At 50.7% G+C, this 22,365-nt stretch carries 37 protein-coding genes; all 37 read right to left on the bottom strand.

What is annotated here, in order from left to right; translation table 11 throughout:
• Window positions 1-37 precede the first annotated feature (37 nt).
• Window positions 38-526 carry a hypothetical protein gene (locus G536_RS0103285; protein ID WP_022822155.1) on the bottom strand — a complete coding sequence of 163 codons (489 nt, stop codon included), beginning with the start codon at window positions 524-526 and terminating at the stop codon, window positions 38-40.
• Window positions 527-647: 121 nt separating this feature from the next.
• Complete coding sequence (locus G536_RS0103280) at window positions 648-965, bottom strand: FtsB family cell division protein (protein ID WP_022822154.1); 318 nt, start codon at window positions 963-965, stop codon at window positions 648-650.
• A gap of 136 nt (window positions 966-1,101) precedes the next feature.
• The gene (eno, locus tag G536_RS0103275; protein ID WP_022822153.1) at window positions 1,102-2,373 is read right to left on the bottom strand and encodes a phosphopyruvate hydratase; all 1,272 of its coding nucleotides are present in this window, start codon (window positions 2,371-2,373) and stop codon (window positions 1,102-1,104) included.
• Between the two features lie 220 nt (window positions 2,374-2,593).
• On the bottom strand, window positions 2,594-3,199 hold the full coding sequence (rplQ, locus tag G536_RS0103270) for a 50S ribosomal protein L17 (RefSeq protein ID WP_022822152.1): 606 nt from the start codon (window positions 3,197-3,199) through the stop codon (window positions 2,594-2,596).
• 178 nt (window positions 3,200-3,377) lie between these two features.
• Window positions 3,378-4,367, bottom strand: a complete 990-nt coding sequence (locus tag G536_RS0103265) for a DNA-directed RNA polymerase subunit alpha (protein ID WP_026879784.1) — start codon at window positions 4,365-4,367, stop codon at window positions 3,378-3,380.
• Window positions 4,368-4,512: 145 nt separating this feature from the next.
• Window positions 4,513-5,118: a 30S ribosomal protein S4 gene (gene rpsD / locus G536_RS0103260; RefSeq protein WP_022822150.1), complete on the bottom strand. Its 606-nt coding sequence runs from the start codon at window positions 5,116-5,118 to the stop codon at window positions 4,513-4,515.
• A 130-nt stretch (window positions 5,119-5,248) separates the two neighbouring features.
• Window positions 5,249-5,641: a 30S ribosomal protein S11 gene (rpsK, locus tag G536_RS0103255; protein WP_022822149.1), complete on the bottom strand. Its 393-nt coding sequence runs from the start codon at window positions 5,639-5,641 to the stop codon at window positions 5,249-5,251.
• A 79-nt stretch (window positions 5,642-5,720) separates the two neighbouring features.
• Window positions 5,721-6,098, bottom strand: a complete 378-nt coding sequence (gene rpsM / locus G536_RS0103250) for a 30S ribosomal protein S13 (RefSeq protein ID WP_022822148.1) — start codon at window positions 6,096-6,098, stop codon at window positions 5,721-5,723.
• A 26-nt stretch (window positions 6,099-6,124) separates the two neighbouring features.
• A complete protein-coding gene (rpmJ, locus tag G536_RS0103245; protein ID WP_022822147.1) occupies window positions 6,125-6,241 on the bottom strand; it encodes a 50S ribosomal protein L36 in 117 nt (38 codons plus the stop codon).
• 8 nt (window positions 6,242-6,249) lie between these two features.
• Window positions 6,250-6,468, bottom strand: a complete 219-nt coding sequence (gene infA, locus G536_RS0103240) for a translation initiation factor IF-1 (protein ID WP_022822146.1) — start codon at window positions 6,466-6,468, stop codon at window positions 6,250-6,252.
• A 4-nt stretch (window positions 6,469-6,472) separates the two neighbouring features.
• Window positions 6,473-7,243: a type I methionyl aminopeptidase gene (map, locus tag G536_RS0103235; protein WP_022822145.1), complete on the bottom strand. Its 771-nt coding sequence runs from the start codon at window positions 7,241-7,243 to the stop codon at window positions 6,473-6,475.
• A gap of 6 nt (window positions 7,244-7,249) precedes the next feature.
• Window positions 7,250-8,569: a preprotein translocase subunit SecY gene (gene secY / locus G536_RS0103230; protein WP_022822144.1), complete on the bottom strand. Its 1,320-nt coding sequence runs from the start codon at window positions 8,567-8,569 to the stop codon at window positions 7,250-7,252.
• Between the two features lie 13 nt (window positions 8,570-8,582).
• The gene (gene rplO, locus G536_RS0103225; protein ID WP_022822143.1) at window positions 8,583-9,029 is read right to left on the bottom strand and encodes a 50S ribosomal protein L15; all 447 of its coding nucleotides are present in this window, start codon (window positions 9,027-9,029) and stop codon (window positions 8,583-8,585) included.
• 12 nt (window positions 9,030-9,041) lie between these two features.
• Entirely contained in the window at window positions 9,042-9,221 is a 180-nt protein-coding gene (gene rpmD / locus G536_RS0103220) for a 50S ribosomal protein L30 (protein ID WP_022822142.1), read from the bottom strand.
• 6 nt (window positions 9,222-9,227) lie between these two features.
• The gene (rpsE, locus tag G536_RS0103215; protein WP_022822141.1) at window positions 9,228-9,836 is read right to left on the bottom strand and encodes a 30S ribosomal protein S5; all 609 of its coding nucleotides are present in this window, start codon (window positions 9,834-9,836) and stop codon (window positions 9,228-9,230) included.
• 6 nt (window positions 9,837-9,842) lie between these two features.
• Window positions 9,843-10,193, bottom strand: coding sequence for a 50S ribosomal protein L18 (gene rplR / locus G536_RS0103210; protein ID WP_022822140.1), 351 nt, complete (start codon window positions 10,191-10,193; stop codon window positions 9,843-9,845).
• Window positions 10,194-10,202: 9 nt separating this feature from the next.
• Window positions 10,203-10,757: a 50S ribosomal protein L6 gene (rplF, locus tag G536_RS0103205; RefSeq protein WP_022822139.1), complete on the bottom strand. Its 555-nt coding sequence runs from the start codon at window positions 10,755-10,757 to the stop codon at window positions 10,203-10,205.
• A gap of 16 nt (window positions 10,758-10,773) precedes the next feature.
• On the bottom strand, window positions 10,774-11,172 hold the full coding sequence (rpsH, locus tag G536_RS0103200) for a 30S ribosomal protein S8 (RefSeq protein WP_022822138.1): 399 nt from the start codon (window positions 11,170-11,172) through the stop codon (window positions 10,774-10,776).
• Between the two features lie 195 nt (window positions 11,173-11,367).
• On the bottom strand, window positions 11,368-11,637 hold the full coding sequence (rpsN, locus tag G536_RS0103195) for a 30S ribosomal protein S14 (RefSeq protein ID WP_022822137.1): 270 nt from the start codon (window positions 11,635-11,637) through the stop codon (window positions 11,368-11,370).
• A complete protein-coding gene (gene rplE, locus G536_RS0103190) occupies window positions 11,637-12,194 on the bottom strand; it encodes a 50S ribosomal protein L5 (protein ID WP_022822136.1) in 558 nt (185 codons plus the stop codon). Before rplE ends, rpsN begins: the two co-directional genes overlap by 1 nt.
• A 15-nt stretch (window positions 12,195-12,209) precedes the next feature.
• Complete coding sequence (rplX, locus tag G536_RS26025) at window positions 12,210-12,476, bottom strand: 50S ribosomal protein L24 (RefSeq protein WP_022822135.1); 267 nt, start codon at window positions 12,474-12,476, stop codon at window positions 12,210-12,212.
• A gap of 3 nt (window positions 12,477-12,479) precedes the next feature.
• Window positions 12,480-12,848, bottom strand: coding sequence for a 50S ribosomal protein L14 (rplN, locus tag G536_RS0103180; protein WP_022822134.1), 369 nt, complete (start codon window positions 12,846-12,848; stop codon window positions 12,480-12,482).
• Window position 12,849: 1 nt separating this feature from the next.
• Window positions 12,850-13,140, bottom strand: a complete 291-nt coding sequence (gene rpsQ, locus G536_RS0103175) for a 30S ribosomal protein S17 (protein WP_022822133.1) — start codon at window positions 13,138-13,140, stop codon at window positions 12,850-12,852.
• Window positions 13,141-13,142: 2 nt separating this feature from the next.
• The gene (gene rpmC, locus G536_RS0103170) at window positions 13,143-13,355 is read right to left on the bottom strand and encodes a 50S ribosomal protein L29 (protein WP_022822132.1); all 213 of its coding nucleotides are present in this window, start codon (window positions 13,353-13,355) and stop codon (window positions 13,143-13,145) included.
• A gap of 1 nt (window position 13,356) precedes the next feature.
• Window positions 13,357-13,782 (bottom strand): 50S ribosomal protein L16, encoded by a 426-nt coding sequence (gene rplP, locus G536_RS0103165; RefSeq protein WP_022822131.1) that lies wholly within the window; start codon window positions 13,780-13,782, stop codon window positions 13,357-13,359.
• Between the two features lie 37 nt (window positions 13,783-13,819).
• Window positions 13,820-14,701, bottom strand: coding sequence for a 30S ribosomal protein S3 (rpsC, locus tag G536_RS0103160; RefSeq protein WP_022822130.1), 882 nt, complete (start codon window positions 14,699-14,701; stop codon window positions 13,820-13,822).
• Between the two features lie 5 nt (window positions 14,702-14,706).
• On the bottom strand, window positions 14,707-15,174 hold the full coding sequence (rplV, locus tag G536_RS26020; protein WP_022822129.1) for a 50S ribosomal protein L22: 468 nt from the start codon (window positions 15,172-15,174) through the stop codon (window positions 14,707-14,709).
• Between the two features lies 1 nt (window position 15,175).
• The gene (gene rpsS / locus G536_RS0103150) at window positions 15,176-15,454 is read right to left on the bottom strand and encodes a 30S ribosomal protein S19 (RefSeq protein WP_022822128.1); all 279 of its coding nucleotides are present in this window, start codon (window positions 15,452-15,454) and stop codon (window positions 15,176-15,178) included.
• 3 nt (window positions 15,455-15,457) lie between these two features.
• A complete protein-coding gene (rplB, locus tag G536_RS0103145; protein WP_022822127.1) occupies window positions 15,458-16,285 on the bottom strand; it encodes a 50S ribosomal protein L2 in 828 nt (275 codons plus the stop codon).
• Between the two features lie 43 nt (window positions 16,286-16,328).
• A complete protein-coding gene (gene rplW, locus G536_RS0103140) occupies window positions 16,329-16,616 on the bottom strand; it encodes a 50S ribosomal protein L23 (protein WP_022822126.1) in 288 nt (95 codons plus the stop codon).
• Window positions 16,616-17,254, bottom strand: a complete 639-nt coding sequence (rplD, locus tag G536_RS0103135) for a 50S ribosomal protein L4 (RefSeq protein WP_022822125.1) — start codon at window positions 17,252-17,254, stop codon at window positions 16,616-16,618. Before rplD ends, rplW begins: the two co-directional genes overlap by 1 nt.
• 8 nt (window positions 17,255-17,262) lie before the next feature.
• A complete protein-coding gene (rplC, locus tag G536_RS0103130) occupies window positions 17,263-17,883 on the bottom strand; it encodes a 50S ribosomal protein L3 (protein WP_022822124.1) in 621 nt (206 codons plus the stop codon).
• Between the two features lie 289 nt (window positions 17,884-18,172).
• On the bottom strand, window positions 18,173-18,478 hold the full coding sequence (rpsJ, locus tag G536_RS0103125; RefSeq protein WP_022822123.1) for a 30S ribosomal protein S10: 306 nt from the start codon (window positions 18,476-18,478) through the stop codon (window positions 18,173-18,175).
• A 20-nt stretch (window positions 18,479-18,498) separates the two neighbouring features.
• Window positions 18,499-20,643 carry an elongation factor G gene (gene fusA, locus G536_RS0103120; protein WP_022822122.1) on the bottom strand — a complete coding sequence of 715 codons (2,145 nt, stop codon included), beginning with the start codon at window positions 20,641-20,643 and terminating at the stop codon, window positions 18,499-18,501.
• Between the two features lie 104 nt (window positions 20,644-20,747).
• Window positions 20,748-21,215, bottom strand: coding sequence for a 30S ribosomal protein S7 (gene rpsG, locus G536_RS0103115; RefSeq protein WP_022822121.1), 468 nt, complete (start codon window positions 21,213-21,215; stop codon window positions 20,748-20,750).
• An 85-nt stretch (window positions 21,216-21,300) separates the two neighbouring features.
• Window positions 21,301-21,729, bottom strand: a complete 429-nt coding sequence (rpsL, locus tag G536_RS0103110; RefSeq protein WP_022822120.1) for a 30S ribosomal protein S12 — start codon at window positions 21,727-21,729, stop codon at window positions 21,301-21,303.
• A 233-nt stretch (window positions 21,730-21,962) separates the two neighbouring features.
• On the bottom strand, window positions 21,963-22,301 hold the full coding sequence (locus tag G536_RS0103105; protein ID WP_022822119.1) for a DUF3467 domain-containing protein: 339 nt from the start codon (window positions 22,299-22,301) through the stop codon (window positions 21,963-21,965).
• Between the last annotated feature and the right edge of the window lie 64 nt (window positions 22,302-22,365).

Genomic DNA, 22,365 nt, shown 5'->3' with positions numbered 1-22,365 from the left:
AGAACGGACAAGACAGCTAAATCGGGCGTTACTTACCCTAGTGAACCTGCATTCCCAATGGTATCAGTCCGAAGCTCAGAATCTGACGGGCCGTGGAGTCGCGGAACGTTACGTCCAGTTGCACCTCCGGGCGCGTGGCCAGCGTATCGGCCTTGAACATAAAAGCCACGAAAGATTGCGGCGCCTGCCCATCTCGAAGCCTGAAACCCAGCTTGTATAAGTCAATGGCTGGCCCGAAGTGCTGACCGCGCTGATACAGAGGCAGCGCCGCCACCCGAAACTGCGCGGGCGTGAGGGCCTGACCCACTTCGGGCGCCAGCAGCCCCTGCGCTGCTTGAAACTCGCCGTGCAGCACCGCCAGCAAAAACCGCCGCGCCATCTGTATCTGCGTAGGAGGTAGCATGACCGGCGTGGTAGCACCTAATGGCACGCTCAATAACGTTAGTAATAGCAGCAGTAATACAGTGCGGCAGCGGCCGGCACCAATGGCGGCAGCAATACCAGGCAGCCAGGGTAGTCGTTTCATAGGCTTTACAGGGGACTGGTGCCTTTCCGTGGCGCGCCCATTGCTATGCAACCTGGCTGAATTCCGCATGGTTCATGCAAAATGCATTATTGCCACTGGCATCTGGCTACGGCGCCTAGCATTAATTAGCCTCCTGGTTCGGAACCAGAATAAATACATCCTCGCTGGGTCGTTTCATGATGTATTTTTCCCGCGCAAACTTTTCCAGCAGTTCCGGACTACTCAGCAACTCAGCCCGCTCCTTCTTCACCATTTCGATATTGTCGAGATAGTACGTGCGCTCGGCCTGAAGCTCCTGAAGCTTGGCGTACATATCATACTGTTTCACAAAATCGTTGGCATCAAACACCAGCATCCACACCAGAAAGCTCAGTCCCGCATAGAAGTAGAAGCTCCGCAGGAAGCCAGGGGTACGTGTGAGGACGTTGGGAATAGCCATAGGGCAAAGATAAAGGCATTCGTTACTGCCTGAAAAGATAACAGCTTTTCTTTTGGACCATTCTTCTATCAACAAAAAACGACCCTGCCGCCAATTGGCAGCAGGGTCGCTTTAGTATTTCTCCTTACGAAGCAGCTTACATCTTGCGGCCGGGGAAATATGCCACTTCACCCAGTTCCTCCTCAATGCGGAGCAGCTGATTGTACTTGGCCATCCGGTCGGAGCGCGAAGCCGACCCCGTCTTAATCTGGCCGGTATTCAGCGCCACTGCTAAGTCGGCAATGGTGTTATCCTCCGTTTCGCCCGAACGGTGGCTCATGATGCTCTTGTAGCCATTGCGGCGGCCCAGGTTCACGGCGTCAATGGTTTCGGTGAGCGTACCAATCTGGTTTACCTTGATGAGGATGGCATTGGCAATCTTCTCGTCAATACCGCGCTGCAAGCGGGTCACATTCGTCACGAACAGGTCGTCGCCTACCAATTGCGTGGTCGAGCCGATGCTGTCCGTTAGTGCCTTCCAGCCGGTCCAGTCGTCCTCATCCATACCATCTTCAATGCTGATGATCGGGTACTTCTTGGTCCAGTCGGTCCAGTACGACACCATTTCCGAAGATGTGAGCTTGTCACCAGTGCTTTTCTTGAAGTGGTAGTGCCCATCCTCATAAAACTCCGACACGGCCGCATCCATAGCAATCATCACATCTTCGCCAGGCTTGTAGCCAGCCACTTCAATGGCTTGGAGTACAATCTTGATGGCGTCTTCGTTGGATTTGATGTTTGGGGCAAATCCGCCTTCGTCGCCCACGTTAGTGCTAAAACCTTGCTTTTTGAGCACGTTTTTGAGGTGGTGGAAAATCTCCGTACCCCAACGCAGTGCTTCCGAGAACGAAGAAGCGCCTACTGGCATAATCATGAACTCCTGGAAGTCGATGGAGTTGTCGGCGTGCGAGCCCCCGTTCAGGATGTTCATCATGGGCACGGGCAGCGTAGTAGCCCCTACCCCACCTACGTAGCGGTACAGCGGCATACCGGCCTCTTGAGCTGCTGCGCGAGCAATTGCCAGCGAAGCGCCCAGAATGGCGTTAGCGCCTAGCTTAGCTTTATTCGGCGTGCCGTCCAGCTCCAGCATAATCTTATCGAGCAGGCCCTGTTCGTACACCGAGAAGCCGATTAGCTCTTCAGCAATCTGGCTATTCACGTTCTCAACGGCTTTTAGCACGCCTTTGCCCATGTACATGCTCTTATCGTCGTCGCGTAGCTCCACAGCTTCGTGTTTGCCAGTGCTGGCTCCCGAAGGCACAGCCGCCCGGCCCACAGTACCGCTGTCAGTGGTTACGTCCACTTCAACGGTTGGATTGCCGCGTGAATCAAAAATCTGACGGGCATGAATGGCAGTGATAATGCTCATGATGGAAGAAGTGAGGTTGGAAAAGTGAGTGTTCACGCAACGAGCCCTTCACAAGGCTCGACAAAGACACAGTGTTTGTGGCGGCAAGGTAAGAATTTCATAAAACAGCCTATCTGTTTCGCCACCTTTCGCCCTAATCCTGTAAGGCTATCTTCAAGCAAATAAAAAAGGGACGTACCGATTGGCACGTCCCTTTTCATCTTTCTACTATACGCTCAGACTACAAAGCAGACTCTTCGTCTTTCTTCTCGTCGCGTGTTTCACCTTCTTTCAGCGTGTCCGTTGGGGTATCTTCCGGAGCCGACACCTCTGTGGTTGGTGCAGCCGCTACTGGAGCGTCAACTACAACTTCTGCCGAAGATTCGCCTTCACCAGCCGTAGTAGTGCTTGCTTTCTTCTTGCCGCGCGAACGACGGGTGTTCGTAGTCTTAGCTTCACCAGCCGTCTTAGCTTCCAACAACGTTTCGTTGTAGTCAACCAATTCGATGATGCACATCTCAGCGTTGTCACCAAGACGAGTCTGGCTCAACTTGATAATGCGGGTATAGCCGCCGGGACGGTTAGCAATTTTAGCTGCTACGTCACCGAACAGTTCTTTCAAAGTCTCTTTGTTCTCCAATACCGAGAAAACCGTACGACGCGAGTGTGTAGTATCGTTCTTCGACTTGGTGAGGAGGGGCTCTACAAACTGACGCAGAGCTTTAGCTTTAGCTACAGTCGTCGTCACGCGCTTGTGCATGATCAAAGACGAAGCCATGTTCGCCAGCATGGCATTGCGGTGCGAGGCCGTGCGGCCGAGGTGGTTGATGGTTTTACCGTGACGCATAAAAGAGGAAATGTGTGGGCTTGCGAACAACGACCACGGCGGAAGGCTTACTTAGATTAAGTTGCCTTCTCATTAGAACCGTTGTCCCTTGGGCTCACTAATGAAAAAAGTGAATGGGCAAAAAAAGGTGCTCTTTCTAGCAGCATAAACTGCGGCAGAAAGAGCACCTTGAAAATTTCTATTCTTCGTCGAGCTTATACTTGCTCAAGTCCATACCGAAGTTCAAGCCTTTCTCCTCAACGAGGTTTTCCAGCTCGGTCAACGACTTCTTACCGAAGTTGCGGAACTTCATCATGTCCGACATATCCAACTGCACCAAGTCGCCGAGCGTTTTGATGTCGGCAGCTTTGAGGCAGTTGTAAGCGCGCACGCTCAAGTCCATATCCGCCAATGGCGTCTTCAGAACTTTGCGCATGTGCAGCGTTTCTTCATCTACAGTTTCCTCTTCTTCGGCCTTAGCCGTTTCAAAGGTCATGGTGCTGTCCGAGAACAGCATAAAGTGTTGAATCAGAATATTAGCAGCACCTTTCAGCGCTTCCTCTGGGTGGATTGAACCGTCTGTGTGAATCTCGATGAGGAGCTTCTCGTAGTCAGTTTTCTGTTCTACCCGCGTGTTTTCAATGCTATACTTCACGTTTTTGATTGGCGTGAAGATGGCATCAATAGCAATCTGACCGAATACTTGGTCGGCTGGCTTGTTCTCTTCAGCAGGCACGTAGCCACGGCCTTTCTGAATCGAAAATTCAAACTCTAGCTCTACTGAAGGATCAACGTGGCAGATGATGAGGTCCGTGTTTAGGACTTCGAAACCGTTGGTGAATTTGTTGATATCCCCAGCAGTAAACGTTTCCTGGCCTTTGATGCGAACCGTGATTTTGTCCTCGATTGCATCACTAACCTTCTTGAAGCGCACTTGCTTCAGGTTGAGGATGATTTCGGACATGTCCTCAATTACACCCTCAATGGTCATGAACTCGTGCAGAACGCTGCTGGTGCGAACCGACGTGATGGCGTAGCCCTCCAGCGACGACAGCAGGATACGGCGCAATGCGTTGCCGATCGTGACGCCGTAGCCTTTCTCCAGCGGTTTAAATTCAAACGTTCCGTAGAAGTCGTCGGATTTCTCCATCACTACCTTCTCCGGCATTTGAAAAGCTAAGATTGACATAAGTTGGGGCGGTTTTAGTATTGAGTAATGGGTATTGAATATTGAGACCTAATGAAGTGTCTCAGTACCCACTACCCAATACTTGAATCCATTTAAAGAAAGTCGAAGTAAGAGAGTGGTCTGCATAGGCAGACCCATTCCCAGATTACTTCGAGTACAACTCGACGATAAGCTGCTCCGTGATTTTCTCCGGAATCAACTCACGCGAAGGAGCGCTGATGAACTTACCAGCCATTTCCTTGCCGTCCCATTCCAACCACGAGAAAGCACGAGCATTACGAGCACTCAGGCTAGTAGTAATGGCCTCCAGTGACTTCGACTTTTCACGTACTGCTACGATGTCACCAGCGCGTAGTTTGTAAGAAGCAATGTTTACGATTTCACCGTTCACAGTAACGTGCTTGTGCAACACCAACTGACGAGCGGCACGACGCGTTGTAGCAATGCCCAAACGGTACACAGTGTTGTCGAGGCGTGATTCCAGCAAAGCCAGCAGGTTGTCACCGGTGATACCGGGCATAGTGGCTGCTTTATGGAATAGGTTCTCGAACTGCTTTTCGAGCACACCGTACATATATTTAACTTTCTGCTTCTCCATCAACTGGACAGCGTACTCGCTTTGTTTTTTACGACGACCACGGCCATGCTGGCCAGGAGGATAGGCTTTCTTGGTGAGTGCCTTGCTTGGGCCAAAGATCGGCTCACCAAAGCGACGGGCAATCTTGGTTTTTGGACCGGTATAACGTGCCATTTTGGGGTTGTAAAGTTTTGAGGGGGTTGAACTGCGCGTGTCGGGCTTCTCAGACGTGCCTTACCAGATAGAAAAGGCGCACCAGAAACCCGACACCAGAGACAAACACAAGGTTTGCCAGTTCAGATAATTATACGCGACGACGTTTGGGAGGACGGCAGCCATTGTGGGGCAGCGGCGTCACGTCCTTGATGGTCGTTACCTCAATACCCACGTTACCCAGCGTACGGATAGCTGACTCACGGCCAGCACCCGGACCTTTCACAAACACTTCGGCTTTGCGCATGCCCAAGTCGTGAGCTACTTTACCGCAGTCGGTAGCAGCCATCTGAGCAGCGTAAGGCGTATTTTTCTTCGAGCCACGGAAGCCCATCTTACCAGCAGAAGCCCAAGAAATAACTTGGCCGTTGTTGTTGGTAATGGAAATGATGATGTTGTTGAACGAGGCTTTGATGTGTACCTGGCCTACTGGCTCAACAACGACAACGCGCTTCTTGGCTTTGTCTTTTCTTTTTTGTGCCATTTGGTTATCGCGAAAATGTGCGGAAGGTGTTGACTAATGCTATGACTAAGTCAAAACAAAAGTCGATTCCCGCTACGGTTTATTTAGTAGCCTTCTTCTTGCCAGCAACAGTCTTACGCTTGCCCTTGCGGGTACGCGAGTTGTTCTTGGTACGCTGACCACGAACTGGCAGACCTTTGCGGTGACGTAGACCACGGTAGCAACCGATGTCCATCAGACGCTTGATGTTCAACTGCACCTCTGAGCGCAGCACACCTTCGGTCTTGAATTCAGCAGCAATTACGCCACGGATTTCGCCAGCTTCAGCTTCAGTCCAATCTTTCACTTTCTTGTTCAGGTCAACGCCTGCTTTAGTGAGGATCTGCTGAGCAGAAGGACGGCCGATGCCGAAAATGTAAGTCAGCGCGATTTCACCGCGCTTGTTATCTGGGATATCTACCCCTGCAATACGAGCCATGTGCTTTATTAAAAAGTCTGGTGCTACTACCCTTGACGCTGCTTGTAGCGCGGGTTCTTTTTGTTGATGACGTAGAGCTTGCCATTACGGCGAACGATTTTGCAATCGACACTACGCTTTTTGATGGACGTTTTGACTTTCATGTCGTCGGTTATTTGTAACGGTACACAATTCGTCCCTTCGACAGATCGTAGGGTGACATTTCCAGCTTTACCTTATCTCCCGGCAAAATTTTGATGTAGTGCATCCGCATCTTACCCGAAATGTGGGCAATCAGTTGGTGACCATTCTCTAGTTCCACCCGGAACATGGCATTAGAAAGGGCTTCCAGGATGACTCCGTCTTGCTCAATGGAAGTTTGTTTGGCCATAAGGCTACTGTAAGGCTTTTTCTATGTATTCAAAGGAGGTAAGAATCTCCGCTTTATCTTTTCGTACTACTACGGTGTGCTCGAAGTGTGCTGAAGGTTTATAGTCCTTGGTTCGGATAGTCCAGCCATCCTTTTCTTGCACTACATCCTTTTTACCTAGATTCACCATTGGCTCAATAGCGAGAACCAGCCCGGTTTGCAGTTTCAGCCCCGAACCACGTTTACCGTAGTTTGGCACTTCTGGCCGCTCGTGCAACTTCTTACCAATTCCATGACCGACTAGTTCCCTAACTACTCCATAACCTTGTTTTTCAACGTGGTTCTGAATAGCATAGCCAACATCGCCCATCCTGTTACCAGCTACTGCTTTCTCAATACCGAGGTACAGTGACTTTTTGGTTTCCTCCAATAATTGAAGGACCTCTAGATTTACCTCACCTACTGGGTAAGTATATGCACTATCGGAATGGTAACCGTTCAGCAATACTCCGGCGTCCACTGAGATAATATCTCCACTCTTCAAAGTATGGTCTCCAGGGAAACCGTGTACTACAACTGAGTTAGGAGAAATACAGAGACTGTAAGGAAAATCATTATAACCTTTGAAAGATGGTTGTCCGCCATGGTCTCGGATGAATTCCTCGGCGCGCTTATCTAGCTCTCGCGTAGTTACTCCTTCCCGAATCATGCCCGCAACTTCTCCGTGGGCTTGAGCTAGCACTTTAGCACTAGCTCTAATGAGTTCTATTTCTTCCTCAGTCTTGTAAACAATCATGACTGACTATGATGCCATTGCTATGTTCTGTGAACGGCCACGCAACTTGCCCGTTTTCATCATGCCATCGTAGTGACGCATCAGCAAGTAGCTTTCTACTTGGTTGAGCGTGTCCAGCACTACACCTACCATGATGATAAGTGAGGTACCACCATAAAAGGCAGAGAATGGACGTGTAATACCAGCTAACAGAGCAAGAGAAGGAAAAATTGCTATCAGAGCCAATGCAACAGCGCCAGGCAACGTAATGTGAGTAAGAACCTCATCAATATACTCGGAGGTGTCACGGCCAGGCTTTACGCCAGGCACGAAGCCGCCACTACGCTTCAAGTCATCAGCAATCTGATTAGGATTGACGCTGATAGCTGTATAGAAGTAAGTGAAGACAATGATGAGAGTAGCAAAAACTAAATTGTACTGCCACGACGTGTAATCAGAGAATTTCACGCCGATGTAGCTAGCAGTTTCACTATCGTTTTGCCAAACAGAAGCAAGTATAGCAGGCACGAACATCAACGACTGCGCGAAGATAATAGGCATTACCCCAGCTGCATTCACCTTCATCGGGATGAATTGACGCTGTGCGTTTAACTGAGCAGTGCTACCTACTTGCTTGGCATACTGTACCGGAATCCGGCGCACAGCCTGTGTTAGCACGATGACTGCCATTACCACCAAAAACAGGACAACTAGTTCAATCAAAAAGATCAATGAACCGCGCATCCCTTTGGCAGCTGCCTCACCGATAATTGCACCTGGTAGTCGTGATACAATCCCGATCATGATGATCATGGAAATACCATTACCAATGCCTTTATCCGTGATTTTCTCACCTAACCACATGCAAAACAACGTGCCAGCCGTAATAATCAGCATCGTGGTGATGGTGAAGAACGTACCAGGGTTGGTAATGGCATCAGCATTGATGGTGGCAATAAAGCCAACCGACTGCGCCATCACAATCGGGATGGTGAGAATACGTGTATACTGATTGATTTTCTTTCGGCCCGACTCCCCTTCTTTCTGAAGCTTTTGGAAATAGGGCACTGCTATCGTGAGCAACTGTAGCACAATAGAAGCCGAGATGTAAGGCATAATGCCCAAGGCAAAGATGGAAGCATTACTGAATGCGCCACCAAGTAGCGTATCCAAAATACCAAACACCCCTGATGCGCCACCTGTCTTTAGACGAGTTGCATCAACGCCCGGTAGCACCACGAAAGAACCTAACCGGTATATGGCAATGAAGAAAAGCGTATTGAAGATCCGCATACGCAGATCTTCAATCGCAAAAATGTTCTTGATCGTAGTGATGAACTTGTTCATTGCCAGTCTTGCTTTACAGCGTCACAGCTTTACCCCCTGCTTTCTCAATAGCTTCAACAGCAGATTTTGAGAAAGCATGAGCGTGAACTTCTAGGGCCTTAGTGATTTCACCACGGCCTAGTACTTTGATCTTTGCGCTTTTCGAGGCCAAACCAGCTGATACGAAGAATGCGCTATCAAGTGTGGTAACAGCACCGTTTTCAGTTAAACCAGCCAATACGTCTAGGTTAACTGCCTTGTACTCGATTCGGTTGATGTTCTTGAAACCGAACTTAGGTACACGGCGCTGCAACGGCATCTGGCCACCTTCGAAGCCTGACTTTTTAGAATAGCCCGAACGGGACTTTTGGCCTTTGTGACCGCGCGTCGAAGTGCCGCCACGGCCGGAACCCGTACCACGGCCAAGGCGCTTGTTATTGCGCGTTGAGCCTTCGGCGGGTTGGAGATTGCTGAGATTCATGGTCGGGATATCCTAAAGTGCGGTTACTTCCAACAGGTGCTGCACTGCAGCTACCATACCAGCTACCTGAGGAGTGTTTTCTACCTCTTTGGTGCTGCCGATTTTACCAAGGCCCAAGGCCTTAATCGTGCGCTTCTGACGCTCAGGGCGGTCAATAACGCTTTTGACGAGTTTAATTTGAATCTGCGCCATTGCTTATTAACCGTTAAAAACTTGGGCGAGAGTGATGCCGCGAGCCTGAGCGATTTGCATCGGGTCACGCATTTTCAGCAATGCATCGAAAGTAGCCTTCACCACGTTGTGGGGGTTCGAAGAGCCTTTCGACTTTGCTAGTACATCCTTGATACCAGCGCTTTCGAACACAGCACGCATAGCACCACCAGCAATTACACCAGTACCAGCAGCAGCCGGCTGTACCAACACAAAGCCACCAGAGTACTTGCCTTCCATTACGTGAGGCACAGTGTGCTTGTAGAGAGGAACACGAACAAGGTTTTTCTTCGCGTCATCAATGCCCTTAGCAATAGCGTCGGTTACTTCGTTTGCCTTACCGAGGCCGTAGCCAACGGTACCGTTGCCGTCACCTACTACTACGATAGCCGAGAAGCTGAAGCGACGACCGCCTTTCACTACTTTAGCAACGCGGTTGATAGCAACTACTTTCTCTTTTAAGTCCGAGTCGCCGGTGCGCGATTGTTCGGCGTTACGGTCGTTACCGCGACGGTCATTGCCACCACCACGACGGTCATTGCCACCGCCACGGTTGTCGGCGTTGCCACCACGAGGGCCGTTGTTAAATTCTGCCATGATGATTTAGAAATTGAGGCCGCCTTCGCGGGCTCCTTCTGCCAATGATTTTACGCGGCCGTGGTAGAGATAACCGGAACGGTCAAATACCACTTTCGAAATTCCTTTTCCTGTAGCACGGGCGGCAATTTCTCTGCCGACTGCGGCGGCGAGGGCGACTCCGTTGCCCCCTTCCACCGAAACGTGCTTCGAGGAAGCAGACGCCAACGTGTGACCGGTTGTATCGTCAATAATCTGAGCATAAATGCCCGTATTGCTGCGAAACACCGACAGACGTGGACGCTCGGACGTGCCAGCCACCTTTGTGCGGATGATGCGCTGGATCCGTTTTCTTCTAGTTGCTTTATCGAAAGCCATGGTCTGTTATTATTTCGAAGCTGTTTTACCAGCCTTACGACGAATCTGCTCACCAACGAAGCGCACACCTTTGCCTTTGTAAGGCTCAACTTTGCGCAACGAACGGATCTTAGCGGCCACCTGACCGAGCAGTTGTTTATCGATGCTAGTCAAAGTAACGATAGGGTTTTTACCTTTTTCGGTTACAGCGGTAGCAGTTACCTCTTTTGGCAACGCCAAGAAGATATTGTGCGAGTAACCTAAAGAAAGTTCGAGCGTAGTACCAGCCATTGCCGCTTTGTAACCTACACCTACCAACTCCAGTTTGTGCTCGTAGCCAGTGCTAACTCCTTGGATGGAGTTGTTTAGCAGTGAACGGTACAGACCGTGCATCGCCTTGTGGCGCTTCTGCTCAGTAGGACGCTCAACTACTAACTGACCGTCGGCTTGCGTAACCGTAATGTCGCGGTCAACCGGAACCGACAAAGTACCCTTAGGTCCCTTTACAGTTACTTCGTTTTCTTTGCTCACTTCAACCTGAACACCGGAGGGCAGGCTGATGGGCAGTTTACCAATGCGTGACATATCTAGTTCTTGTCGATTAGTAAACGTAGCACAGCACTTCGCCGCCCACGTTCTCGGCTTTAGCTTCTTTTTCCGTCATTACCCCTTTCGAAGTAGAGAGGATAGCAATACCCAGACCGCTCAATACGCGGGGCATGTTGTCAACGGCTGCGTAAGTACGCAAACCAGGTGAGCTTATGCGCTCCAGCTTCGTAATGGCAGGCTGCTTGGTAGCAGGGTTATACTTCAGCGCGATTTTGATCGTGCCTTGTACTGCAGCATCATCAAAACGGTAGCTCTGAATGTAGCCCTTTTTGTAGAGCACCTTCGTAATTTCCTTCTTGATGTTGCTGGCCGGAATCTCTACTACCCGGTGGTTTGCCTTGATGGCATTGCGCACCCGGGTCAGGTAATCGGCAATTGGATCTGTGTTCATTTCAGGGTAAAAAAAGAGGCGCCCTTTTTTAGGGAGCCGCAAAGATATGAAAATTTCACTGCCGCCGAAAGACGACAGTGAAATTTTCGTTTAAGACTTCTTGGCTCGTCTTTGCGGGAACGGCCAATGGTTTCTCTCGGCAACCTGCCAAGTATCATTGCTTCTAGCAAAAGCTAAGAAGCAATAGGTAACAAATTACCAGCTGGACTTTGTTACGCCGGGGATCTTACCTGCCAACGCCATTTCGCGGAAGCGTACACGGCTGATGCCAAACTTACGCATATAACCACGAGGACGGCCGTCGATTAAGTCGCGGTTGTGCAGACGCACAGGCGAAGAGTCACGGGGCAACTTGTCCAAACCTTCGTAGTCACCAGCAGCCTTCAGCGCCTTGCGCTTCTCGGCGTAACGGGCAACCAGAGCGATGCGCTTGCGCGCTCTTGCTTTTGCTGATTCCTTAGCCATTAGTCGTTTTGTTTCTTGGCGTTAGCGAAAGGCATACCGAAAGCTTTGAGAAGCTCATAGCTCTGCTCGTCGTTTTCGGCGCTCGTTACGAAAGTAATATCCATACCCGAAATCGACTTGATCTTATCGATCGAAATCTCAGGGAAGATAATTTGCTCCTTAACGCCCAAGGTATAGTTACCACGGCCGTCAAAGCCCTTATCGTTGATGCCTTTGAAGTCACGTACGCGGGGTAGAGCAACCGTCAAAAGACGATCCATAAACTCATACATCCGCTCACCGCGCAACGTTACACGGGCGCCAATTGGCATCCCTTCACGCAGCTTAAAGTTCGAAACCGAACGCTTGGCGATGGTTGGAACAGCTTTCTGACCAGTGATGGTCGACAGCTCATCCACACCATTGTCCACCAGCTTCTTATCGGCTACGGCAGCACCAATACCGCGGTTAATGCAGATCTTGGTGATGCGTGGAACCTGCATGATGCTCTTGAACTGGAATTTCTCCTGGAGCGCTGGTATTACTTCCTTATTATATTTCTCTTTGAGTCGTGCCATTGTCGTCGTACCGAATTAGGCTTTTGGAGCTTCCACTGCTTTCACGTTGCTCACGTGAATACCAGCTTCGATCTTGGTGATGCCGCCCTGTGGGTTCTTCGCACTTGGTTTATTGTGCTTAGTTACCAGGTTCAGGCCTTCTACGATAACACGCTCCGTGGTGCGGTTCACCGACTTAATAACGCCGGTTTTGCCTTTTTCATCGCCGGCGATAACCAAAACGGTATCACCAGTTTTCACGTGCAGTTTCGCAGGCTTTTTGTCTTTGGTCTTCGTTGCCATTGCTTAGAGAACTTCAGGAGCGAGCGAAACAATCTTCATGAACTGCTTCTCGCGCAGTTCGCGGGCCACTGGGCCGAAGATGCGGGTACCGCGGGGCTCATCGTTGTTGTTGAGCAGTACCGCAGCGTTGTCGTCGAAACGAATATAAGAGCCGTCTTTGCGACGAATCTCTTTCTTCGTGCGAACTACAACTGCTTTTGATACAGTGCCTTTTTTAGCGTTACCAGAAGGGATAGCCGACTTGATTGCAACTACAATCTTGTCGCCTACGCTGGCGTATTTCTTGCCCGTGCCACCGAGGACACGAATGCAGAGAACTTCTTTGGCGCCGCTGTTATCAGCGACGGTCAGACGGGATTCTTGCTGTATCATCTTACTTGGCGCGTTCTACAATTTCAACCAATCTCCAGCGCTTGTTCTTGCTCAACGGGCGGGTGCCCATGATGCGAACAGTATCGCCTTCGCCACATTCGTTATTCTCGTCATGAGCCATGAACTTGGTCGACTTGGTAACGAACTTACCGTAGATCGGGTGTTTCATTTTGCTCTCCACTATTACAGTGATGGACTTGTCCATCTTAGCGGAGGTCACGCGCCCGATGATTTCTTTGCGCAGATTCCGCTCAACGGCGGATGTTGCCTGCTGCTCTTCGTTGCTTGCCATCGTTAGTTAGCAGTTTTAGTAGCCTGCTCGTTCTTCCGACGGGTCTGCTCAGTCAGCAAACGGGCGACGTTCTTGCGGCTAGTTTTCAAACGACCTGGATTTTCCAATGGAGAAATAGCGTGCGCGAAACGCAGCGACTGGCCATTGGCTTTTTCGGTCTTAATTTGTTCGTTCAGGGCCTCATCCGAGAGGGCCAGGATTTCAGTGTTCTTCATCTTACTTGCTTTCTACGTAGTCGCGACGAACAACAAACTGAGTCCGAACTGGCAACTTCTGAGCAGCCAGACGGAGCGACTCCTGAGCCACTTCCAGCGATACGCCGTCCGATTCAAACATGATAGTACCAGGCTTCACGCAGGCTACCCAATACTCGGGCGAACCTTTACCCTTACCCATTCGCACTTCAGCAGGCTTCTTGGTAATTGGCTTGTCTGGGAAAATACGGATCCATACTTGCCCTTCACGTTTCATTGCGCGGGTCATGGCGATACGAGCAGCCTCAATCTGGCGAGCCGTAATCCAAGCCACTTCCAACGATTTGATAGCGAAGGAACCGAAGTCTATGGAGCTGCCGCGGAAGGCGAGACCTGTCACGCGACCCTTTTGCATCTTGCGATACTTGGTCCTTTTCGGTTGTAACATGAGTTATTAAAATTGAAATTCAGAAGAAGGAAAAAGACTAGCGACGTGGAGCACCACCGCCACCACGGTTGCCACCACCGGCAGGACCGTTACGACGTGGGCCAGCGTTAGCACCACCACGGTTGTCACCAGCGCCACCGCCGCGGTTTTCACCGCCACGGTCGCCACCCCGGTCACGACGTGGGCCACGGTCACCGCCACGGTCGCCACGCTCACCGCGTGGGCCACGGTCGTTGCCACCGCGCGTCTCGTTGCCTTGGTTAGCAGGAACCTGATTCGGGGAGAGGTCGGGCTTGCCGAACACTTCACCACGCATTACCCACACCTTGATGCCGATTTTACCATATACGGTCTGAGCTTCCGACAAAGCGTAGTCGATATCAGCGCGCAACGTGTGCAACGGCGTACGACCTTCTTTGTATTGCTCGGAACGGGCAATTTCAGCACCACCCAAACGGCCACCGCACTGAATCTTGATGCCTTCGGCACCAACACGCATTGCAGCCTGGATAGACATCTTCATAGCGCGACGGAACGAGATACGAGCCTGGAGCTGCTGAGCAATGCTCTCACCTACCAGCTTGGCATCAAGTTCTGGACGCTTGATTTCGAAGATGTTGATCTGAACGTCTTTGCTGGTGATTTGCTTCAGCTCGTCCTTGATCTTATCAACCTCAGCGCCACCTTTACCAATTACCACACCCGGACGAGCCGTGTTGATAGTAATGGTGATACGCTTGAGGGTACGCTCGATAACGATGCGGCTAATGCCACCTTTCGGGATACGAGCGAGAATATATTTGCGGATTTTTTCGTCCTCAACTAGCTTGTCGGCAAAGTCCTTGCCGCCGTACCAGTTCGAGTCCCATCCTTTGATGACGCCTAGACGGAAGCCAACCGGATTTACTTTCTGTCCCATAGTGCTTATGCGGAGGCTTGAGCCGTAGTTTCAGTGGATTTCTTGGCTGAGCTACGACGGGTTTTCGTGGCTTTGCCTTCAGTAGTTGTAGCAGCAACAGCTTCGATAGCTGCTTTGCTCCCGATGCGCTCAACTTTTGCGTCAATCACAAGAGTGACGTGGTTGCTACGCTTGCGGATGCGGTGACCACGACCCTGAGGAGCAGGACGCAGACGCTTCAACTGACGTCCTTCGTCCACGAAAATCTCCTTGATATAGAGGTTAGCATCCTCGATGCGCTCGTCTTCGTTTTTCTGCTGCCAGTTGGCCAAAGCCGAAAGCAACAGTTTCTCGATACGCTCGGCACCTGAGTTGGCTTCGAATTTCAGCAAGCCCAAGGCGCGGGTCACTTTCTGACCACGTACCATGTCGGCTACCAAGCGCATTTTGCGCGGCGAGGTAGGAACATTACTTAGTTTAGCTCTTGCTTCCATCTTAGCGTTTGCCTTTATCTTTCTTGGCTACGTGGCCACGGAAGTTGCGCGTTGGTGCGAACTCGCCGAGCTTATGACCGACCATGTTTTCGGTCACGTATACCGGGATGAATTTATTGCCATTGTGCACCGCGAAGGTGTGGCTAACGAAGTCTGGAGAGATCATCGAGCGGCGCGACCAAGTCTTGATGACAGCCTTTTTGCCCGATTCTTCCATCGTCGTTACTTTTTTCTCGAGCCGGAAGTCAATGTACGGCCCTTTTTTTAGTGAACGTGCCATTGGTTATTTCTTGCCTTTGCGATTAACGATGAGCTGCTCTGAGTACTTATTCTTGTTGCGGGTCTTCTGACCTTTAGCGAAGATACCGTTACGGCTACGTGGGTGACCACCCGACGATTTACCTTCACCACCACCCATTGGGTGGTCAACAGGGTTCATTGCAACACCACGAACGCGCGGACGACGACCTAACCAACGGTTACGACCGGCTTTACCGAGACGTACGTTCATGTGGTCACCATTCGATACGGTACCAACAGTAGCCATGCAGGTTACGAGAACCATGCGCATTTCACCGGAAGGCAGTTTCAGAGTGGCGTACTTGTCTTCACGGGCTACGAGCTGAGCGTACGTGCCAGCCGAGCGGGCCATTGCTGCACCAGCACCAGGCATCAGCTCGATGTTGTGAACAATAGTACCTAGTGGGATTTCGCGGAGCGGCAATGCATTGCCTACTTCCGGCGCAACACCCGAACCCGATACAACCGTGCGACCTACTTCAACACCGGCGGGCGCAATGATATAGCGCTTTTCGCCATCGGCGTACTGAAGCAAGGCGATACGAGCCGTGCGGTTTGGATCGTACTCGATGGTCTTCACTGTGGCAGGCACGCTGGCCTTGTCACGCTTGAAGTCAACGATACGATACTTGGCTTTGTGTCCACCACCGATGTAGCGGTTAGACATTTTACCAGAGTTGTTGCGGCCACCGGAGTTTTTCATGGGTGCCAACAGCGACTTCTCTGGCGTCGACGTCGTGATTTCGTCGAACGTCGGGGCGATACGGAAGCGCTGACCCGGTGATGTTGGTCTTAGTTGTTTGAGTGCCATTACTCTTGCTTAGATTATGCTCTTTTGCAGAAAGGGCGCGAGGCTAGATGCCGTTGTAGAAGTCGATAACGTCGCCTTCTTTCACGGTCACGACGGCTTTTTTGCCATGGGCGCGACGGCCCGAGATGGACCCACCCTTCGTGAACTTAGATTTGATCTTACCATTCGTGCGCATGGTGCTGATACCAACAACCGTTACGCCATAGAACTGCTCGATATCCTTCTTGATCTGAACCTTATTCGCGGTACGCTCTACTTCGAAAACGTACTGGCCTTTTTCATTCAGGCCCGTGGCCTTTTCGGTCACGATTGGTTTCTTCAGTGTGCTCATTACTCAGCGACGGTATAAAGTTGTTCCAACGACTTCAGGCCGTCCTCTGACAGCAGCAGCGTGTCCGTGTTCAACAGGTCGTGGGTGTTCAGAGCAACGGGCGTAGCCACGGTTACACGCTGAATGTTACGAGCCGACAGAACTACGTTCTTGTCTACTTCACCAGTTACCAGCAACGTCTTCTTGCCGTTGTTCAGCTTGAGGCCGTTCAGGATGCTGAGGAAGTCTTTGGTCTTAGGAGCCGACAGAGTGATGTTCTCTACCAAGGCTACTTTGCCGTCTTTAGCCAAGCTCGAGAGAGCAGACAGACGAGCAAGACGCTTTGTTTTTTTGTTGAGCTTGAAGCCGTAGTCACGGGGCTCAGGACCGAATACACGGCCGCCACCGATGAATACTGGCGACTTCATGCTGCCGGCACGAGCACCACCGGTGCCTTTTTGCTTCTTCAGCTTCTTGGTAGTACCGTGCACTTCATTGCGCTGCTTCGACTTGTGCGTGCCCTGGCGCTGATTGGCCAAGTACTGCTTCACGTCGAGATACATCACGTGCTCGTTGGGCTCCAAGCCGAATACGGCTTCCGGCAGCGTTACCTTGCGACCGGTATCTTCACCCTTGATGTTATATACTGACAGTTCCATCTTCAAGGTTATTTTTCCAGGACCACGAAAGAGTTCTTGGCACCGGGAATCGAACCGCTCACCAGGATGAGGTTCTTGTCGGCTACCACGCGCATCACCTTCAGGTTCTGCACTTTCACCCGGTCGTTACCCATCCGGCCACCCATGCGCATTCCTTTGAATACGCGCGAAGGCCACGAGCAGGCACCGATAGAACCAGGGTGACGTAGACGGTTGTGCTGACCGTGGGTCTGGCCGCCTACACCGGCAAAGTTGTAACGCTTTACAACGCCCTGAAAGCCTTTGCCTTTCGAGGTGCCTACTACGTCAACAAATTCGCCTTCCTCGAAGAGGGAAGCATTGATTTCAGCACCAGCAGCGTACGTAGACTCTGCGTCGAGGCGGAACTCAACTAGTTTTTTCTTGGGGGTAGTACCGGCTTTTGCGAAGTGACCAGCCAATGCTTTGGTGGTGTTCTTTGCTTTTTTCTCGCCGTACCCGAGCTGGATGGCAGTGTAGCCGTCCTTCTCAGTAGTCTTAACCTGCGTCACTACGCACGGACCCGCTTCGATGAGCGTGCAAGGGATGTTTTTCCCGTCCGGAGTGAAGAGGCTTGTCATACCGATCTTTTTACCGATGATGCCAGGCATTCTGTTTTTGTTTAGTAAAAGACGCAGAAGAAAACGCCCGAGTGGCGTTTTCGTAATGGGAGTGCAAAGCTAGGAAATTGTTACGAGAATTAACAACGTCATTCTTAAATATTTTCACTGTCACGACTTTAGCTTCAAAACTGTGCTTTAGTAATGAGCTAGCTACTGCCAGGTAATTGGGGTTTTCCAACCAAGCTTAGTGGATAATCATTCCCACGTTTTAAAAGAAAATACCCTACTAACTCGAAAGCCAGTAGGGTATCACCTAATTAGTAGACAAACTCAGTCCTCAGACTTTGATTTCAACGTCAACGCCACTTGGCAACTCAAGCTTCATCAGTGCATCTACGGTCTTCGACGAAGTCGAATAGATATCAACAAGACGCTTGTACGTGCAGAGCTGGAATTGCTCACGCGACTTCTTGTTCACGTGAGGGGAACGGAGAACAGTGAATTTCTCTTTGTCGGTCGGCAATGGAATGGGGCCGCTTACGATAGCGCCCGTAGCCTTCACCGCCTTCACGATCTTCTCCGACGATTTGTCCACCAAGTTGTGGTCGTAGGATTTGAGTTTGATGCGAATTTTCTGGTTCATGTCTTTTGTGTGAAAGCGGATTAGCGAATGGAGTTACCCTTTTGCTTAGCGATGATGGCTTCGGCCAAGTTTTGCGGCACTTGATCGTAGTGCGAGAAAGTCAGCGAAGCCGAAGCACGGCCCGAAGAAATCGTACGCAACGATGTTACGTAGCCAAACAGCTCCGACAATGGAACGTCAGCCTTGATAACCTGAGCACCACCTTTGGTGTCCATGCCTTTCATGATACCGCGACGACGGTTCAAGTCACCCGTTACCGGACCGGTGTATTCGTCTGGCGAAACTACTTCTACAGCCATGATCGGCTCTAGCAATTTCGGACCAGCTTTCTTACCGGCTTCACGGAAACCACCGCGAGCTGCGAGTTCGAACGACAGAGCATCCGAGTCAACATCGTGGTACGAACCGAAGTATAGACGTACACGCATGCCCTCGATAGGGAAGCCTGCCAACGGACCGTTCTTCATGGCTTCTTCGAAACCTTTCTGAACTGGCGAGATGAATTCGCGAGGAATAACACCACCCGTGATGTCGTTCACGAACTCCAAACCTGGCTTCTCTGGATCAACCAGTTTCGGACCGAGTTCGAATACGATGTCACCGAATTTACCACGACCACCGGTCTGCTTCTTATAGGTCTCACGGTGTTCAACCGTTTTAGTGAGAACTTCTTTGTAAGCTACCATTGGAGCACCCTGGTTGATTTCCACCTTGAATTCACGACGCATACGGTCGATGATGATTTCGAGGTGAAGCTCACCCATACCTTTCAGTACGGTCTGGCCCGTCTCGGGGTCAGTCTGTACCACGAGTGTAGGATCTTCTTCCACAAGTTTGGCGATAGCCATACCCATTTTATCAACGTCAGCCTGAGTTTTAGGCTCAATAGCATAGCCGATAACTGGCTCAGGGAACGACATCGACTCAAGCACAATGCGCGACTTCTCGTCGGTCAGCGTGTCACCCGTTTTGATGTCTTTGAAACCAACACCAGCAGCAATGTCACCAGCTTGGATTTTATCAATTGGGTTCTGCTTGTTGGAGTGCATCTGCATCAAACGCGAGATACGCTCCTTTTTGCCCGTACGGTTGTTGAAAACATACGAACCAGCATCTAGCACTCCGCTGTAGCAGCGGAAGAAGCACAGACGACCTACGAAGGGGTCAGTAGCAATTTTGAACGCCAGTGCGGTGAAAGGCTCATCGTTGTCGGGGTGGCGCTCGATTTCCTCACCATTATCGGGGTTGGTACCGATGATAGCAGGCATGTCGAGAGGCGAAGGCAAGTAAGCCATTACACCGTCGAGCATCGATTGAACACCTTTGTTTTTGAAGGCTGAACCGCACATTACAGGCGAGAACTTCATGTCGATAACCGCTTTGCGAATAACAACCATCATTTCCTCGCGCGTGATGCTGTCTGGATCGTCGAAGAATTTCTCCAACAGAACCTCGTCGTATTCAGCAACGCTTTCCACCAGCTTCTGACGCCATTCAGCAACGGTGTCAACCAGATCCTCGGGAACTGGAATCTCGTGGTAGGCTTTGCCTTGCGTGGCATCATCCCATACGATAGCCTTACCGGTCAGCAGGTCAACAACACCTTTGAAGGTATCTTCAGCACCAATCGGAATCTGCAGAGGAACTGGGTTAGCACCTAGTTTCTCCTTGATTTCGTTAACGGCTTTGAAGAAGTCAGCACCAGCACGGTCCATCTTGTTGACGAAGCAGATGCGGGGCACTTTGTACTTGTCAGCCTGACGCCATACGGTTTCCGACTGCGGCTCTACACCCGAAACGGCACAGAACAGAGCAACAGCACCGTCGAGAACCCGCAAGGAGCGTTCAACTTCTACAGTGAAGTCAACGTGGCCAGGAGTGTCAATCAGATTGATTTTGTACTGACGAGTGTCTGGCGTAGGGTCACCTTGAGCGTCAGTAGGATAGTTCCAGAATGTAGTAGTAGCAGCCGACGTGATAGTGATACCACGCTCCTGCTCCTGCTCCATCCAGTCCATCGTGGCAGCACCTTCGTGCACTTCCCCGATTTTGTGGGTCTTACCGGTATAGTAAAGAATGCGCTCCGAGGTTGTGGTCTTACCGGCGTCGATATGCGCCATAATCCCAATGTTACGGAGGTATTGCAGGTCTTTGTTAACAGCCATGTCTCTTTGTATGAGTGAATGAGAGAATGAGTGAATAAGTGATTGTTGAGTTTGTGGTCTTAACCATTAAACCCAATCACTCATTCACTCAATCACTCATTTTTTTAGAAGCGGAAGTGCGAGAAGGCTTTGTTGGCCTCAGCCATCCGGTGCGTGTCGTCTTTTTTCTTAACAGCAGCACCTTCACCCTTAGCAGCAGCGATAATTTCACCAGCCAACTTGTCTTTCATGGTTTTCTCACCACGACGACGAGCGTATTGAATCAACCACTTAGCACCTACCGAAATACGACGGTCGGGGCGAACTTCGATTGGAACCTGGAAGGTAGCACCACCTACACGGCGGCTCTTCACTTCTACGGTTGGCATTACGTTGTTCAGTGCCTTGCGCCACATTTCAACGCCGCTCTCTTTGGTGCGCTGCTCTACTAGCTCGCAAGCATCATAGAAAATGGTGTAGGCTAGGTTTTTCTTCCCGTCGTACATCATGTAGTTGACGAAACGGGTTACTAGCGTCTCCTTGTACTTAGGGTCGGGCAGGAGGATGCGCTTCTTTGGTTTTGACTTTCTCATGGGTATAGAAATGAGTTGAGGCAATGGGAAGTGGGATAAGAACCATGTGCTATCCAGCACTTCGCACTACCTCACTCGGTTTCGATTACTTCTTCTTAGCTCCTGGTTTGCCGCCTTTGCCTGCTGCTGCGGCTGGTTGACCTGGCTTTGGACGCTTAGCGCCATACTTCGAGCGACGCTGGGTACGACCGTTTACACCGGCAGTATCCAAAGCACCACGAATGATGTGGTAACGTACACCTGGCAAGTCTTTCACGCGGCCACCACGAATCAGCACGATGCTGTGCTCCTGCAGGTTGTGGCCTTCGCCTGGGATGTAGGCGTTGACTTCTTTGCCATTGGTGAGGCGCACACGAGCTACTTTACGCATAGCCGAGTTCGGCTTCTTGGGCGTGGTGGTGTATACGCGGGTGCAAACGCCACGGCGCTGCGGGCACGAATCAAGAGCCGGTGACTTCGACTTCGTCGTCAGCTTCTCGCGGCCTTTCCGTACTAACTGATTGATGGTAGGCATTTATTGTGTGTTTTGTCAAGGAGGGTTCTCTCCCAAAAAATTAGGCTTGCAAAGGTATAGAAGTTGGGTTAGAATAGCAAACGTGTTGAAATAGTTAATTTTAGAGAAAGCAAGCTCCCTACGTTCACTCGTTTTATCAACTCCTTGCTTCTGGAATTCAGCTGTCTATTGCTAAAGAAAACGCTCCTGAATATGTCCAGGAGCGTTTCACTTATGGAAGTATTTCGCTGCGGTTACGCCTCTCCCATCTTCCCGCCGAATCCCATCGGATAGTTCGGAACATCTTGCTGGGCTTTGATGGTGCCAAACGCTTGCTCGTACCGCTCGATATTTTCGCCGAGTGCAGCATGCAGCCGCTTCGCGTGTTCAGGTGTGATGACAATGCGCGCTTTCACTTTGGCTTTCGGTAAGCCAGGCATCAGGCGGATAAAGTCAACTACGAACTCACTATTGCTATGTGCAATCATAGCTAAGTTGGCGTATTCCCCTTCCGCTATTTCTTCGGAAAGCTCAATGTTGATAGCATTCGGGTCTTGTGGAGCGTTTGGGTCGGGTTGCTGGGGTTGGTTCATGTGGTGTAGGATAAGACCGTGGGTGTACCGGCCGTTCTTGTTGAAGCTGCTAATAAAGAAAAAG

Origin of the sequence: Hymenobacter norwichensis DSM 15439, assembly GCF_000420705.1 — a bacterium.
Taxonomy (GTDB): Bacteria; Bacteroidota; Bacteroidia; order Cytophagales; family Hymenobacteraceae; genus Hymenobacter; species Hymenobacter norwichensis.
This window is presented reverse-complemented; position numbering and strand designations above follow the sequence as displayed.

Excerpts from the sequence above, each read along its gene's own strand:
- rplQ (WP_022822152.1), bottom strand. The coding sequence starts at position 3,199 with ATGCGTCACGGTAAAACCATCAACCACCTCGGCCGCACGGCCTCGCAC.
- rpsC (WP_022822130.1), bottom strand. The coding sequence starts at position 14,701 with ATGGGACAGAAAGTAAATCCGGTTGGCTTCCGTCTAGGCGTCATCAAA.
- G536_RS0103105 (WP_022822119.1), bottom strand. The coding sequence starts at position 22,301 with ATGAACCAACCCCAGCAACCCGACCCAAACGCTCCACAAGACCCGAAT.
- rplC (WP_022822124.1), bottom strand. The coding sequence starts at position 17,883 with ATGCCTGGCATCATCGGTAAAAAGATCGGTATGACAAGCCTCTTCACT.
- rpmD (WP_022822142.1), bottom strand. The coding sequence starts at position 9,221 with ATGGCGCAGATTCAAATTAAACTCGTCAAAAGCGTTATTGACCGCCCT.
- rpsD (WP_022822150.1), bottom strand. The coding sequence starts at position 5,118 with ATGGCACGTTATACCGGTCCAAAAACCAAGATTGCCCGTCGCTTTGGT.
- map (WP_022822145.1), bottom strand. The coding sequence starts at position 7,243 with ATGATTGTTTACAAGACTGAGGAAGAAATAGAACTCATTAGAGCTAGT.
- rpsJ (WP_022822123.1), bottom strand. The coding sequence starts at position 18,478 with ATGAACCAGAAAATTCGCATCAAACTCAAATCCTACGACCACAACTTG.
- rplD (WP_022822125.1), bottom strand. The coding sequence starts at position 17,254 with ATGGAACTGTCAGTATATAACATCAAGGGTGAAGATACCGGTCGCAAG.
- rplP (WP_022822131.1), bottom strand. The coding sequence starts at position 13,782 with ATGTTACAACCGAAAAGGACCAAGTATCGCAAGATGCAAAAGGGTCGC.
- rpsG (WP_022822121.1), bottom strand. The coding sequence starts at position 21,215 with ATGAGAAAGTCAAAACCAAAGAAGCGCATCCTCCTGCCCGACCCTAAG.
- rplO (WP_022822143.1), bottom strand. The coding sequence starts at position 9,029 with ATGAATCTCAGCAATCTCCAACCCGCCGAAGGCTCAACGCGCAATAAC.
- rplN (WP_022822134.1), bottom strand. The coding sequence starts at position 12,848 with ATGATACAGCAAGAATCCCGTCTGACCGTCGCTGATAACAGCGGCGCC.
- rpsQ (WP_022822133.1), bottom strand. The coding sequence starts at position 13,140 with ATGGCAAGCAACGAAGAGCAGCAGGCAACATCCGCCGTTGAGCGGAAT.
- secY (WP_022822144.1), bottom strand. The coding sequence starts at position 8,569 with ATGAACAAGTTCATCACTACGATCAAGAACATTTTTGCGATTGAAGAT.
- rpsH (WP_022822138.1), bottom strand. The coding sequence starts at position 11,172 with ATGAACACAGATCCAATTGCCGATTACCTGACCCGGGTGCGCAATGCC.
- rplW (WP_022822126.1), bottom strand. The coding sequence starts at position 16,616 with ATGAGCACACTGAAGAAACCAATCGTGACCGAAAAGGCCACGGGCCTG.
- G536_RS0103280 (WP_022822154.1), bottom strand. The coding sequence starts at position 965 with ATGGCTATTCCCAACGTCCTCACACGTACCCCTGGCTTCCTGCGGAGC.
- G536_RS0103285 (WP_022822155.1), bottom strand. The coding sequence starts at position 526 with ATGAAACGACTACCCTGGCTGCCTGGTATTGCTGCCGCCATTGGTGCC.
- rpmC (WP_022822132.1), bottom strand. The coding sequence starts at position 13,355 with ATGAAGAACACTGAAATCCTGGCCCTCTCGGATGAGGCCCTGAACGAA.
- rpsM (WP_022822148.1), bottom strand. The coding sequence starts at position 6,098 with ATGGCTCGTATTGCAGGGGTAGATATCCCAGATAACAAGCGCGGTGAA.
- rplB (WP_022822127.1), bottom strand. The coding sequence starts at position 16,285 with ATGGCACTCAAACAACTAAGACCAACATCACCGGGTCAGCGCTTCCGT.
- rplF (WP_022822139.1), bottom strand. The coding sequence starts at position 10,757 with ATGTCACGCATTGGTAAACTGCCCATCAGCCTGCCCTCCGGTGTTCAG.
- eno (WP_022822153.1), bottom strand. The coding sequence starts at position 2,373 with ATGAGCATTATCACTGCCATTCATGCCCGTCAGATTTTTGATTCACGC.
- rpsL (WP_022822120.1), bottom strand. The coding sequence starts at position 21,729 with ATGCCTACCATCAATCAGTTAGTACGGAAAGGCCGCGAGAAGCTGACG.
- rplR (WP_022822140.1), bottom strand. The coding sequence starts at position 10,193 with ATGGCTTTCGATAAAGCAACTAGAAGAAAACGGATCCAGCGCATCATC.
- rpsS (WP_022822128.1), bottom strand. The coding sequence starts at position 15,454 with ATGGCACGTTCACTAAAAAAAGGGCCGTACATTGACTTCCGGCTCGAG.
- rplV (WP_022822129.1), bottom strand. The coding sequence starts at position 15,174 with ATGGAAGCAAGAGCTAAACTAAGTAATGTTCCTACCTCGCCGCGCAAA.
- rpsN (WP_022822137.1), bottom strand. The coding sequence starts at position 11,637 with ATGGCTAAGGAATCAGCAAAAGCAAGAGCGCGCAAGCGCATCGCTCTG.
- infA (WP_022822146.1), bottom strand. The coding sequence starts at position 6,468 with ATGGCCAAACAAACTTCCATTGAGCAAGACGGAGTCATCCTGGAAGCC.
- rplE (WP_022822136.1), bottom strand. The coding sequence starts at position 12,194 with ATGGCACGACTCAAAGAGAAATATAATAAGGAAGTAATACCAGCGCTC.
- rplX (WP_022822135.1), bottom strand. The coding sequence starts at position 12,476 with ATGGCAACGAAGACCAAAGACAAAAAGCCTGCGAAACTGCACGTGAAA.
- rpmJ (WP_022822147.1), bottom strand. The coding sequence starts at position 6,241 with ATGAAAGTCAAAACGTCCATCAAAAAGCGTAGTGTCGATTGCAAAATC.
- rpsE (WP_022822141.1), bottom strand. The coding sequence starts at position 9,836 with ATGGCAGAATTTAACAACGGCCCTCGTGGTGGCAACGCCGACAACCGT.
- G536_RS0103265 (WP_026879784.1), bottom strand. The coding sequence starts at position 4,367 with ATGTCAATCTTAGCTTTTCAAATGCCGGAGAAGGTAGTGATGGAGAAA.
- fusA (WP_022822122.1), bottom strand. The coding sequence starts at position 20,643 with ATGGCTGTTAACAAAGACCTGCAATACCTCCGTAACATTGGGATTATG.
- rpsK (WP_022822149.1), bottom strand. The coding sequence starts at position 5,641 with ATGGCACAAAAAAGAAAAGACAAAGCCAAGAAGCGCGTTGTCGTTGTT.